Origin of the sequence: Aeromonas media (assembly GCF_020423125.1) — a bacterium.
Classification (GTDB): Bacteria; Pseudomonadota; Gammaproteobacteria; order Enterobacterales; family Aeromonadaceae; genus Aeromonas; species Aeromonas media.
The window spans coordinates 2,833,194-2,846,947 of the sequence record NZ_CP075564.1 but is presented as its reverse complement, the minus strand read 5'-3'; the positions used below and the strand labels follow the sequence as shown (position 1 = coordinate 2,846,947).

Annotated in this window: 12 protein-coding genes; all 12 read right to left on the bottom strand. The window is 49.3% G+C overall.

Annotated elements, in window-relative coordinates; translation table 11 throughout:
* Nucleotides 1-56: 56 nt before the first annotated feature.
* A complete protein-coding gene (locus tag KI797_RS13005) occupies nucleotides 57-821 on the bottom strand; it encodes a glycosyltransferase family A protein (protein ID WP_226169629.1) in 765 nt (254 codons plus the stop codon).
* Entirely contained in the window at nucleotides 818-1,885 is a 1,068-nt protein-coding gene (locus KI797_RS13000) for a galactosyltransferase-related protein (protein ID WP_226169627.1), read from the bottom strand. Before KI797_RS13000 ends, KI797_RS13005 begins: the two co-directional genes overlap by 4 nt.
* Before the next feature lie 13 nt (nucleotides 1,886-1,898).
* Nucleotides 1,899-2,774 (bottom strand): UTP--glucose-1-phosphate uridylyltransferase GalU, encoded by an 876-nt coding sequence (galU, locus tag KI797_RS12995; protein ID WP_226169625.1) that lies wholly within the window; start codon nucleotides 2,772-2,774, stop codon nucleotides 1,899-1,901.
* A 23-nt stretch (nucleotides 2,775-2,797) separates the two neighbouring features.
* Nucleotides 2,798-3,646 (bottom strand): hypothetical protein, encoded by an 849-nt coding sequence (locus tag KI797_RS12990; RefSeq protein WP_226169624.1) that lies wholly within the window; start codon nucleotides 3,644-3,646, stop codon nucleotides 2,798-2,800.
* 1 nt (nucleotide 3,647) lies between these two features.
* Nucleotides 3,648-4,418: a DUF6270 domain-containing protein gene (locus tag KI797_RS12985; protein ID WP_226169622.1), complete on the bottom strand. Its 771-nt coding sequence runs from the start codon at nucleotides 4,416-4,418 to the stop codon at nucleotides 3,648-3,650.
* Nucleotides 4,419-4,429: 11 nt separating this feature from the next.
* Complete coding sequence (locus tag KI797_RS12980) at nucleotides 4,430-7,192, bottom strand: glycosyltransferase family protein (protein ID WP_226169620.1); 2,763 nt, start codon at nucleotides 7,190-7,192, stop codon at nucleotides 4,430-4,432.
* A 61-nt stretch (nucleotides 7,193-7,253) separates the two neighbouring features.
* Nucleotides 7,254-8,510 (bottom strand): UDP-N-acetyl-D-mannosamine dehydrogenase, encoded by a 1,257-nt coding sequence (gene wecC / locus KI797_RS12975; protein WP_226169618.1) that lies wholly within the window; start codon nucleotides 8,508-8,510, stop codon nucleotides 7,254-7,256.
* A 71-nt stretch (nucleotides 8,511-8,581) separates the two neighbouring features.
* A complete protein-coding gene (gene wecB, locus KI797_RS12970; protein ID WP_319003262.1) occupies nucleotides 8,582-9,730 on the bottom strand; it encodes a non-hydrolyzing UDP-N-acetylglucosamine 2-epimerase in 1,149 nt (382 codons plus the stop codon).
* A gap of 79 nt (nucleotides 9,731-9,809) precedes the next feature.
* Nucleotides 9,810-10,802, bottom strand: coding sequence for a CgeB family protein (locus tag KI797_RS12965; protein ID WP_226169616.1), 993 nt, complete (start codon nucleotides 10,800-10,802; stop codon nucleotides 9,810-9,812).
* Nucleotides 10,803-11,017: 215 nt separating this feature from the next.
* Entirely contained in the window at nucleotides 11,018-12,220 is a 1,203-nt protein-coding gene (locus KI797_RS12960) for a sugar transporter (protein WP_226169615.1), read from the bottom strand.
* Nucleotides 12,221-12,235: 15 nt separating this feature from the next.
* Entirely contained in the window at nucleotides 12,236-12,886 is a 651-nt protein-coding gene (locus KI797_RS12955; protein ID WP_218408865.1) for an ABC transporter ATP-binding protein, read from the bottom strand.
* Nucleotides 12,887-12,908: 22 nt separating this feature from the next.
* Nucleotides 12,909-13,709, bottom strand: a complete 801-nt coding sequence (locus KI797_RS12950; RefSeq protein WP_226169614.1) for an ABC transporter permease — start codon at nucleotides 13,707-13,709, stop codon at nucleotides 12,909-12,911.
* Nucleotides 13,710-13,754: the final 45 nt, after the last annotated feature.

The window sequence follows — 13,754 nt, the reverse complement described above, 5'->3', positions numbered from 1 at the left end:
CCCTAGTAGAACCTCTATTATGTTTAACTACTTAAACTCAATGTTTTGGGAGAAATTTAGTTTTCGAAATTTTTCTCGTAACGCTGTAGTAAGGCTTCATTTTTACACTCTAGACGATCGACAAAAGATTCCATTGCATTTAATCCCACCCTCTCGGTTGTATCATTAGAACCATGATTGACAATGTAGCAGACTACAGGTGTCTGCATGGCCATGACACTTCGACCGAAAGTAAGGGAAGACTCTGGGTATTTCGTATGATCTTTAAGAGAAAATAAGAATGTTGCTGTTTCATCGTCGTCGTTAACATCTTCCTCACTAAGTCTAGAGATAAAACAGGTTCCACAGCTTTTATAAAAAACTTTCTCCTTACCATCAAGATACCCTACTTTTCCTCTGTTTGAATCTAGAATAAAGCCGGTATAAAATGCAATGTCATTAATATCTGGATTTCTTGAAAATGCAGATGAAATTACGTTAAAAAAATCTTTTGCTAGGATATCATCCGCATCAATAAACATAAATAGATCGTCAGCTTGAGCCAGCTCTAATATTTTACGACGAGCGACGTTCTTCTTCGATGTTTTATCTGCCATGTATCCATTTTTATCTGTTGGAACAGGGTGCCAAACTTTCACGAAGCTGACGCGGTCATCGAACTCAGTTAAAGGGAAATCTGGCTTGTCATGACAAGCTACAACAACCTTATAGTCCCCACCTGTTAAAGATATAGATTTCAGGGTTTTATATAGCAGTTTGCATACATCATCCCAGTTATTCGAGGTTTGTTTTGCTCTTAATGGAATTGCGTAATAAATCATTTTTTACCTTTAATAAAGTCTTTGAAAAATTTTTGGGGGTTGAGATAAAGCTTGCGCAGTTTTCGCCATAGGGGGCGTTTGAGCCGAATGCCATCCTGCCAGCGCAACAGCCCCGGATAGTCGCTGACGGGATAACCCGCCTCTTCCTGCAAACGGATCATCCACTCCCGAAAGTCCGGCAGCTCACCATTGAGGTCATTGCAGGGCATGATCGGCCCTTTCAAGGGACCTCGCTCAGCCTCGCTGCGTGACAGCATCTGTTCCAGCAACTGATCGTTGCCCGCCCTGCGTTTGTGATAGGGATGCGTCAGGGGGCGCGGGTGCCATTGATGCACCAGAAACCGGCCGGCAAACAGATGGGGCAGGGCATAGTAACTGAAATAACGGCGAAACCCCTGATAATCCCCCGGGTGCTGCGCCTTGATGTTGAGGCCATAGTCAGCAGGGCGAGGCCCGATGGGATAATGGCGGGTCAGCCTGTCTATCAGCTCCAGATCTTCGCCGCCATGGCCGACAAACTGTTCGTCAAAGCCCCCCAGCTGCAAGAACCACTCGCGGTTCATCAGCAGGCAACTGCTGGCCAGGGCGATGCCCTCGACCCTGTGGTTTTCACCACGTAAGAAGGACTCCAGACAGCCCTGAAAATCCCCGTCAAACCGCTCCGTCTCTTCTTTGGTCAAATAGAGGCAGGGGTACATCTCAAACGCAGTTAAGCCGTAGTGACAGCATATCTGGCTACGTTCGGATAACTGCTCAACCAGCTCAGGGGGACAGAGCAGATCTGCATCCATAAGGAAGAGTGCTTTTGTTGTGCTGCATTTGATCGCGTGGTCACGGGCAATCCCGGGTGAATAGACAGGAAAAGGTTGTACATCCTCGATAAAACGAGCGTTCACTCTGTCTGACAGAGCGTGTTTCCGATTCGTTGGGATCAGAATATCCAGATCTGGCTTGATAGAAAGAGACTGGAGGCACGCGTCCAGTCTCTTTCTCGCTGCGTCCAGATCCCCACGTCCACTTTGCTGAAAGTGAAACGGGGTGATAACACTGAGATCGCGCGACATATTTTCCCTAGATTTAGCCAATCAGCTCTTCAAGGTAAGTTCGCAGCGTTGATGAAAGCTCAGGATGGCGCAGGCCATACTCGATATTTGCCTTCATATGACCCAGCTTGCTACCGCAGTCGTAACGAATGCCAGCAAATTGATAGGCCAGCACGTCCTGCTCTTTCAGCAGATCGGCGATCGCATCGGTCAGTTGGATCTCGCCACCGGTACCACGCTGAGTGTTTTCAAGCAGTTCGAAAATCTTGGGTTGCAGTACATAACGACCTACGATGGAGAGGTTCGAGGGGGCTTCTTCCCGAGGGGGTTTCTCGACCACGCCATTCAGTTTGTAGAGACGCTCACTCAAAGTGATGGGATCAATCACCCCGTATTGGCTGACTTTCTCCATCGGCACTGCCTCTACGGCAACCACAGAACTCTTGCTCTCGCTTGAAAGGGCGATCATGGTGTCCAAACAGGGAGTCTGTTCACAATAGATCATGTCATCGGCCAGCAATACCGCAAACGGTTCATTACCCACAATTTGCTTGGCACACAGGACGGCATGGCCCAACCCCAGGGCTTCAGTCTGGCGAACATAGAAGCAGTTCACGCCTGTGGGAATGATATTTTTGACTGCATCCAGTAAGGCTTTTTTACCCGCTTGTTCGAGCTTGTACTCCAGCTCGAAATTACTGTCGAAATGATCTTCAATAGCCCGTTTGGTCCAGGATGTCACAAAGATAAGATCTGTGATACCGGCAGCAATAGCCTCTTCAACTGCATATTGAATCAACGGCTTGTCTACCACCGGCAGCATTTCCTTTGGGCATGCCTTGGTGGCAGGTAGAAAACGAGTGCCCATACCTGCTACTGGAAAAACGGCTTTTTTAACATGTACACTCATTTTATTGCCTCATTTAGGTAAGTCTAAATATATGAAAAATCTTCGTCGTAGAAAAATTGAAATGCTCTGTTTAACCGAGGAGTTGCATCTTCAAAATTATCTGCATTATGACCTTTTAATTTGTCAGCATAGATCTCTAAATTTAACCTTGGACTGTTGGATATATTGTTTTTTACATAGGCCAGCCCCGATAAAAAAGCACTTAAATGTGTATCATAATGATGACTGTCGTAGATGTTTTGTATGTAATAAATGTCAGGAACATATCCTACTTTTTTATAGAAAGAAATGATGTTTAACTTGTCATCGGATGGTGGATGGTTGGGGAAATTTTGTTTTAATAGAGAAATGTAAAAATCACCATGATACAATTTTACATCTATCTGTGGATTTTGAGTGATAACTTTCGAACCCTTCAGGTAAGCCGCCATCATCATAGAGCTGAAGCCACCTGCGGAGGAACCATAAAAGATTACGTCTTTGCTAAGTATCTCTAGTTGAGATACTAATTTATTTATTATGTTTGCGCACTTAACCAAAAAATGTTCATTTTCAGTTCCTAAAAACCAACCGATGTTAAATTTACCAGTTTCTAAAGTTGGGTCACTAATAACTATTGTTGAATAATTAAAACGGTGGGCCCAGCTCCATCTATGGAAAAATGGAGCCGTTACCTTTTGTGCATCAATGGCACTTGGACCACATATGATTGCTTTTGATGAGTTTTTTTTGAGATTAAGATAAAGACTTATAACAGTACTGCCGATATCTATTTTTAATACATAGTCTTCATTGAATAAAATAGGATAGTCTTTCTTTGTGTGAAAGTGATACTGACATTGAAGTATTTTACTCGCGTAGTGATGTGACATGTTAGTTATACTTCATCCTTGAGTGTTTGTTTATTCTTTCTAACTTGTCAAGAAAGGAGTGATAATATTCATTAATATAATATAATATAATATAATGGAATGGAGAAATTCCCCATTTATGATGCTTGCAAGCGAGTTGAATTTGCTGGTCTACTTCAATACAAAAAGAATTCTTAATGTTATTGCTCAGCAGATCATAATAAGCATCAAGTCTAGCGTTTATTATTTTATTTTCAAATTGTATCTTTTCTGAAAATGCTTTTATTTCTCCATTCTCTCGATAATAGCTACAGTATTTTGCTCGATGAATGACTAATATTGCATCTGGGAATGTATTTTCTAATTCTTTACAAAAGGTAGATGCTTTTTCAAAGAAAATTGATTCTGACTCAATGCTTCCTCTTTGTATTTCTCTGGTTTCACCAGTTATTGATTCCTTTATGTGGTTTTTTACAAACTCATCGGATTTTGTAATGTAGGTTTGGCAAGATTCAACTATATTAAATCGCTCTTCAATAAGATCAATGCAGATAATGTCTGGATTTTTGGCTTTTAATTGCTTTAGTGTCGTTTTATTCTGATCGTTTGCTAATACCCATTTGATCCATGATTGCTCTGCAGTAATAATGAAAGCCCCATTTGGAAGGGGCTTGCTCATTAAACTAACTAAAGATGTTCTTGGGAAATAGGCTCCGCTGAGGTCAAACTCATGCTCTTTAAACTCAAAAGCATCTCTAGTAACACAAGAGCCTATAATGCCTACTTTAGTCATTTTATATTTTCCTAGATCAGTGATAAGTCTCTGTCTAGGTTGTTATTTACGCCCTGACAGTTTTTTAGATATTCATCATCCTCAATTGTCCAAGTATGAGCACTGGTATTGGAATATCTCATTTGAATGAAATTATACTTATCAGATGAATAAATAGTAAATCCACTCTCTTTACAATCTTTGAGGAAATTAGTGTCCTCACCACGATTGCGACTATGGAACTTGACCTTTTCAAAGACCTGTTTGCGAATAACCAGCGTGCCACCTGAAATAAAATCAGAATATCGGTTATCTTTACCCGGTTGCTTGATGGCCATGATGTTCTTGGACTCGACATAACAGAAGTAGGAGTCTTTACCAACTACATCGGCACCACTGAAATTGAGCGCCAGCAGGGCATCTACCAAATAGTTGGCACCATAGATATCATCATCATCCATCTTGGCGATATAGTCGCCGCAAGCATGTGAAACGCCGTGATTGAGGCAGTCGCCCAGCGTCAGATCCTGTGGAAGCTGGTGAACCTGTGCATTGGGTATGCCACTGATTTTCTGTTTTACTTCATCAATATTGAATTCATCATTGTTCAATATGATCAGCAGCTCTTTATTGGGGTGTGCCTGTCGTAGATAGTTTTCTATCATCATGTCGATATTCTTGGGGCGGTTGGTACACATGATGGTCGATACTTTATCATCCTCACCATTGCTGCGTGTGATGCCAACGGTATCGAGGATTTGAGCGAAGCGTTGCTGATATGAGTGATGCTGCAGACAGTGGCGTGCAGCCAAATGTCCGAGACGCTCGCGATCGAGGTCAGACTCCAGCAACTGCTGCACTACTTTCTTTGCTTCCTCTTTATCATGAACAACATGAACATGTTCACCTAACATAGCCTTCATGCCATCCGAGTGGGTGGAAACCACTGGTGTACCGCAGGCCAGAATTTCGAAGACTCGACGAGAGAACATGGTCGGTGAATCTTGCACCGTATTGATATTCAGGAACAATTTATACTGGCGATAGGCTGTGACCATCTGGTCATAGTTTAGTGAGCCGACAATAAAGGGTTGGTACTTCGCCGGGAATATACGGGATTCCCTGTGCTTGGTTGCGTGCAACATGCGGTCATAGACATGCAGTTCCCGGTGCATGGCGCCATCAAGCACGATTTCGGTCTGTACCCGGCGGGTATCATGGCCATTGTTATACCAACTACCAGCAAAACAGATCTCGTAGGTCGGCAGCTTCTTGCGTTTGTCACGGATTGGATTATGAATGGCAGGTTGGGCGGCAAAGGCAAGAGGATAAACCCTATCGTGACCTACACGATTCTTGTATTGGTCGACAATGGCCCCGTCTGTAGTAAATATATAATCACAATCGGCGGCGACATCGATAAAGACATCGTAGTTGGTCGGGTCTTCCTTGTTCCAGAACACAACGGGAATATTCTTCGACTTGCAATACTTGATGGCATCGCGCAGCGGATCACCTAGGTGCTTCTTGTAGCTGGCCATGGTATAGGTCCATTCGCCGTCATTTCCATTCCAGGCAGATTCAACAAAGAAGAGAACCGGGTTGGCAGCATCAATTTCCTCTTTCCAGTTTTTCTTGGTTAGCGGAATGAAGTTTGCCTCATAACGGAAACACTCATAAGTGAACTTGTCACTGATAGACACGACATTAATGCTTTGGTTTCGCAGTCTGGCTCTCGGCTCAAACCCAGGCCAGGTGACTTCTTCATTGGGACGAGCTTCATTGAAGATACCAACCTGTTCCAGCAAGCTCTGTCTGATGGTGTTATCCATCGGTGGCACATCAAACTTGCCCTTGCGCTTTGCTGCGCGAATCTTAATCAACTTTTGTGGCAGTGAGAGCAATCCTGACAATTTGTTTTGCTTGGCCTCCGCCAGAGTTTTGCCAAGACGATAGTAGAGTGACTTCTCCATCTGTTGTTTTTCATAGAGGGCAACAGCCAGCTTGTCTTTCAAGGCTTCCAGATTGGTTTTTTGTACCAAAAGGGAATCAGGCAAAGCGTGAATGCGTTTTTCAAACGCAACAGTCAATGCCTTGGCCTTGAGCTCAAAAATGCGGGCAATCTCTTCTTCGCTCTGGCAACTTTCCAGCTTGATGGCATTAACTGGCAGCATCTCTTCTGCGATGATTCTCAGTGGCTTTATATTGAGAGTGCCTTGCCCCTTGAGACGCAGAGCAATGCTGAAATAACGAGCATCAGGTGCTGTTTCAAACTCGATCTTGTTCAGACCGTTATAAATCTGCTGATATTTGTGGGCAATGCGCTTCTCTTCGTCATATTGAATGAAGAACATGGCGCAATCGGGGCGTTGCTCACCGAATTGGGCATCAAGGTGGACGCGATATTTATGACTGCCGTTGATGCGCCAGGCATCTTTGTTCAGTGGCAAGCCGTTGATATCCATACTGCCGGTCTGCAGATAGAAGGAGTCACCATCAACCAGGCCAAGCTCCAGCGAAAGAATGCCTGCAGCGTCTACGGTTATCGTTTTGTTACGGTCATTATCCGCAGGCAGCATCCAAGCATCAGCTGTTTCTATATTGCTGATGTTGCCAAAAGAGAGCAGGGGGTAAGACTGTTCTACCCATTCAATCTTGTCGGTCTTTCTGGCCAGTTGTCGGTATAGGTAATCGAGGTGCTCGTCATAGATGGAGAAAACGGTATTGAGATGATTCTCTTGCTGACGTGGCGGCTGATTTTTTCGGGCGTTTTTTTTAGCGAGTCGGGTCGACATATCAGAGTTCTTTTTTCTCACACAGTGGCCGAGTTAATCCCGGCCACTGTCTTAGAGTGGATTAATGAGCTGCGTTGACGAAATCAAGCAATTGGTTATTGGCCGCATCGCTGCGATTCAGGCCAAGGAATTGTTTGTGCTTGACCAGAATCACGATCACATCTGCTTGCAGCAGAGCGTCGGAGAGAGTGGCGAGAGCAACGTTATTACGATTTTCCAGTACTGGCGGCAGGGCCTCGATATTGGGTTCCACCGCCAGGATCTGATAGGCCGGATTGTTGGCCAGGGTCTTGGTGATATCCAGTGCCGGGCTTTCGCGCAGGTCGTCGATATCCGGCTTGAACGCCAACCCCAGACAGGCAATTTTCGGATTGCTCAGCCCGGCGACGGCCTGTTCAACCTGCTCCACCACATAGTGCGGCTTGTAGTCGTTGATCAGGCGCGCCTGGTGGATGATTTTGGCAGTATCCGGGTTCTGGTTGACGATAAACCAGGGATCGACCGCGATGCAGTGACCGCCTACGCCGCAACCCGGCTGCAGGATATTGACGCGGGGGTGGCGGTTGGCCAGGGAGATCAGTTCCCACACATCGATGCCCTGCTTGTCACAGATGAGAGACAGTTCGTTGGCAAAGGCGATATTGACGTCACGGAAGGCATTCTCGGTCAGCTTGCTCATCTCGGCGGTGCGGGCTTCGGTCGCGATGCACTCACCTTTTTTCACAAACATCTTGTAGACCTGGGTGGCGGCGGCGGTACTGGCCTTGTCCATGCCACCGATGATGCGATCGTTTTCCACCAGCTCGCGGATCACCTGACCCGGCAGAACCCGCTCCGGGCAGTGCGCCACAAAGATATCAGGGGTCTGGCCCTCAGCCACAGTGTGCGGGAAGGTCAGATCGCTGCGCTCTTCCGCCAGCCATTTGGCCATCTGCTCGGTGGCGCCGACCGGCGACGTGGATTCCAGTACCACCAGGTTGCCTTTCTCCAGCATGGGGGCCAGGGCGCGGGAGGCGCTCTCGATATATTTCAGATCCGGCTCATGATCCTCGCCCTTGAAGGGGGTTGGCACGGCAATCAGGAAGGCATCGGCCTTCTGCGGGCTGGTATGGGCACTCAGATGGCCATCTTGTACGGCTTGCTTGACCAGGTCTTCCAGACCCGGCTCAATGATGTGGATCTTGCCCTGGTTGATGGTGTCGACCGCATGCTGGTTGACATCCACGCCCACGACACGAATGCCATTGCTGGCGATGACTGCGGCAGTTGGCAAACCGATATAACCCAGACCCACGACAGAGATGGTTTCGAATTTCATTTTATTTTGTGCTCTCGATAGTAAAAAAGGGGCATAACCCTTGCCCCCTAGACAGGTATGTAATCTGTAAATCAGGCCACTTGCAGGCTGCTGTCAATCTGCTGGCCCAGAGCGCCGCTCAGACCCAGCACCGCCTCGACGATACGCTGACTGGTCTTGCCATCCCCATAGGGGTTGTTGGCGTGGCTCATCACCTGGTAGGCCAGCTCGTCATCCAGCAGACGAACTGTCTCGGCGACGATGGTTTCGTCACAGGTGCCGACCAGGCGTACGGTGCCAGCCTTGACGGCGGCAGGGCGCTCCGTGGTGTCGCGCATGCAGAGCACGGGCTTGCCCAGGGTGGGTGCTTCTTCCTGAATGCCACCGGAGTCGGTCAGGATCAGATAGCTCTGCTTCATCAGGTAGACGAACGGCAGGTAATCTTGCGGCTCGATCAGGTACACGTTGTCGAGCCCCTTGAGGTTGCGATTGACCGGCTCCTGCACATTGGGGTTGAGGTGGACCGGATAAACGATCTGCACGTCATCCCGCTGTGCCAGCACCGCCAGTGCCTTGCAGATACGCTCGAAACCATCGCCATGGTTTTCACGGCGGTGACCGGTCACCAGGATCAGCTTCTTGTTATGGTCAAGGAAGGGGAAGCGGGCAGCCAGATCTGCTTTCATGCCCACGTTCTTGTCGATGCGATGGGATACCTCGATCAGGGCGTCGATCACCGAGTTGCCAGTGACAAAGATGGTCTCGGGGGCGATGTTTTCCATGATGAGGTTTTTCAGCGAACTGATGGTCGGGGTGTAGTGCTGGTCGGCAATCCCCCCGGTCAGACGGCGCATCCCCTCTTCAGGCCAGGGAGAGTAGATATTGCCGGTGCGCAGGCCGGCTTCAACGTGACCCACCGCGATGCGGTGATAGTAGGCCGCCAGGGTCGCGGCAAAGGAGGTGGCGGTGTCACCGTGTACCAGAATGCGATCCGGTTTGAACTCGGCAAACACAGGTTTCAACCCCTGCAAGATGGCGGTGGTGACATCTGTCAGATCCTGTCCCGGCTTCATGATGTTGAGGTCATAGTCAGGTTTGATCTCGAACAGATTGAGCACCTGGTCCAGCATCTCTCTGTGTTGTCCTGTGACACAGACTCTGATGTCCACCTTGCGATTGGCCTGGAAGGCCTTGACGATCGGGGCCATCTTGATTGCTTCAGGCCTTGTCCCGAATACCATCAACACCCGCTGCGCTTTCATTGGCATAATAGTTATTCCCGTGTGAATTAATGTAATTTACGTATTGTTCCAAAACTACTCAATAAAGGCCGAGGTCACGATTAAGCTGTGCCAGCCGATGTTGCCAGGTGTGATGGGCAAGCACTATTTCCCTTGCCTGTCTACCCAATTCGCTTCTTTGTCGAATATCTTTCTGCAATAGCACACACCATTCTTGTGCCGCGGTACCATCCTGCACCGTGACAATACTCTTTCCAAAAATGTTATCCATTGCTCGCGAAGGTGTACTGATAATAGGGCACCCTGCTGCGGCCAACTCAAATACCCGGCGGGATAACATGGTCGGTGATTGGCTGATTGTGTTGAAGTTCAAATAAAGCTGATATTGACGATAGGCCTTGGCAACCGACACCGGTGAGATGGCCGGTTTGCAATATGGCTGCAGTTTTTCTGGGTAGCTGCAACCGTTGTTCTTTTGCCAAAATCTGTCGAAAATGATTAACCCTTGGTCACGCAGTGCATATAACACCTCTTCTTGTGCCCGGCTACGCTCAGCCAGCTCGTTGCCGTAATAGCCGCCCAAAAAGGCGATCCCTGACTCCCGTTCTTCCGCCGCTGCGGGCTGATACCAGCGGGGCTGGGCGGCAAACATCAAGACCCCTACGTGCCGGAAGGCTTGACGAGGCAGGGCCTGATAGCGAGCGACTGAATCGGCATCCGTGGTGTAGACCACATCGAACAGCGCCGCGGCATCGGCAAAGCATTCGAAATGAAAGGGGTCCTCTTTATTCCAGAAAATGGTGGGTATATGCCGCTTTTGGCAAAATGCCACCAATTTACTCAACTCCGGTTTGACGGGGGAGCTATGGGCATAGCTGGCAATTCTCCCTTGCCAGCTATTTTTATGACCACGCCATGCTGACTCGACCAACAGAAAATCTGGTTTGAATATCCTCAGTTTCCATTGCCAGTCTGATGGCGTGATGTGAATAAGGTCTGCATCAGGCGTCAGGCTGAAGGTGGTGAACTGGTCTGCCACTAACGCAATGCGCGGGCGTTTATTATTATGCAAATGGATTGACTCACAGCTTTAATAGAGTGGGAAATACGATAATTACATGTCGATATGACAAGAGAGTGAACTTTCTTGTCAATTGGGCGCCTTGGTGAGGCGCCTCGATAATATCCTTGCTCATTCCCGAGAACCAGGGATGCAGTCAAAGCGCAAAATAGGCCATACCCATAGGCTTGAGCTCGCCGGGTATGGTCCAATTCAGCACCTCGTTGTCAGTCCTGGTGCTCACGCAGGGTGGCAAGGCCCATCACGATCAGCCCGTAGAAGAGGAACAGCAGCACACCGACGGTGGCCAGGTTGTAGAGACGGCGAGGGTATTCCGCATCCTGGGCCTGGCTCGGTTGACTGATCACCAGCAGGTGTTTGAGCTTGCGGTATGCCTCGACCCTGGCCTGCTCCAGACTGATGAGTCCCGTCTTGTAGAGATCCGCTGCCAGAGTGGCCTGGGTCTGTACATCCAGATAACCGGCGTTGATCTCGTTCATGGCATCTTTATCGAGACCGGTGAGCTTGGCACGCTCCTGCTCCAGTTGCCTTGTCAGGGCATCGACCCTGCTCTGCACCGAGATGACACCGGGGGCGTTCTCTCTCATATAACTGCGCAGTTGTTTGAGCTGCGCGTGCTGGTTCACCAGCTCGGCCTCGATCTGGCTGACGACCCCGAGACGCGCGCTACTGGTGGATTCCGGACTGATGAGTTGATGGCTGTTTTGAAAGGCGAGCACCTTGGCCTTCTCATCCTGCAGCCGTCGATAGGCTCTATCGACCTCTTTCTCGACAAAGGCCAGTTGATCCAGCGCCACCTGATGCCCCAGCTTGTTGATAAAACGCTCGGACTCCTTGAGCATCATGCCCACCACCCGCTGGCCATACTCGGGGTCAAACGCCTGCAATTCGATGGTGAGCACACCCGACAGCTCATCCAGGCGCAATGTCAGGTGATCGCGGTAGTATTCGATAAAGTCTTCCCGGCTGACATCCTGTGGCAGACGGGAGAAATAGTCGGCCTGGTCGCTCTGGTAATGGGACTTGAGGTTGAGCTCTTTATCCAGCTTGGCCAGCAGATCCCAGGAGTTCAGATAATCCTGGATCAGCAGCACATCCTGATGATTGCTGCCACCAATACCCAGCATCGACAGGGCATCGGGCAGCATCTTGATCTGATCCGCCTGCTTGATGATGATCTCCGCCCGGCTCACGTAACGGTCAGAGGCGATGACCCCCAGATAGAGTGCCGCGATGGTAAAACAGGCCACGACCCAGAGAAAACTGCCGAGCTTGAGGCTCTGTTGCCAGGAGCGGTGGGCAATCTGAAAGCCGCTGGAATCGATAAAGAACTGCTTGGGTTCATTGCCGAGCTTGCGCAGTTTGCGCGCGAAGCGGGATGGTCTTTCGGAACGGATAGGTTGAGTCATATTGGGTGCAGCTTGTTAAAGATCCTGATAAATGCGGATGGCGTCATCGATATTGTCGAAGATTTCCAATTTACTGTTGCGCAGCAGCATCCCCATGTCGCACTGCTGACGCAGGTTTTTCATGTCGTGGGACACCATGATAAGGCTCGCGGTCTCGCGCTTTTGATTGAAGGTATCGATGCATTTTTGTTTGAAGCGGGCATCCCCCACCGAGGTGATCTCATCGGTCAGATAGATATCAAAGTCAAAGGCCATGCTGACGGCGAAGGAAAACTTGGATCTCATGCCGCTGGAGTAGGTTTTGATCGGCAGCTCGAAGTGTTGGCCGATTTCGGAGAACTCCTTGACCCACTCCTCCACCGCCTGCGTGTCACGTACCCCGTGGATGCGACAGACGAAGCGGGTGTTTTCCCGGCCCGTCATGCTGCCTTGAAATCCACCACCGAGGGCCAGCGGCCAGGAGACGCGACATTGGCGCGTCACCTTGCCCTTGCTTGGGGTATCCATGCCACCCAGCAGGCGAAGCAAGGTGGATTTGCCCGCCCCGTTGACCCCCAGAATACCGATGTTGCGATCCCGCGGCAGGGTGATGCTCACATCGCGCAGCACATAGTTGCGGCCGAACTTGGTGGGGTAGTACTTGGATACGTTGTCGAGAATGATCATGTTATTCCGCACTCATTGGCGATCAACTGGCGATCAGCCGGCGATGGCTCAGACGATAGCAGCTCATGGCAAAGGTCAGCAGCAGCAGGGTCACGCCTGACAGATAAGCCGCACTGACATTGGGACTGCTGTAACCGGCGATCCAGCCACTTCGAATCAGCTCGAGAGCATGCACCAGCGGGTTCCATAAAAACCAGTGTTGATACTGAACTGGGATGCTCATCAAGGGATAGATCACACAAGAGATAAACATCAAGGGCATCATCAGCAGGTTGAGGAATTTGTCTGCCTCCTGAAATAGCGTGCAGATAACGCAGAAGACGATACCGAGGGAAAAGGAGAACACCATCAACAGCAAATAGATGAGGATCACCTGCAAGGGATCCGCCGGAATGGCATCGAACCCGAACCAGAGCAGCCCCAGCACCAGGATGATACCTACCATCATGCCAATCAGGGTCTCGAGCATGAAACGGGCAACAAAGGTAGAGAACGGGGTCACCTGCCGGTAGCAGAACAGCCCCATATTGGCGCTGACCGCGGATTGCAGCTTGCTCACGACATTCTTGAAAAAAATAAAGGGTAAATAACTGGCGGTAATGAAGAGCGGCGCCGGCGCCCCCCCGAATCCGCTATGGCCGCGCATGCCAAAAATGAGGCTGAATGCGCCAATGATGAGCAGTGGGTCGAGCAGGGCCCAGGCATAGCCCAGCCGGTAACTGCCAAAACGGGTCTTCAGTTCTCGGATAAGCAAACCGAACGTCACATCGCGCAGTACCTGCAAGGGTGTTCGAGGTGTTTGATTGAGAATGGGTTTATGCATTGAGTCGTTTACCGTATGGCAGACTCGCCGATTGGCGAGCCTGCA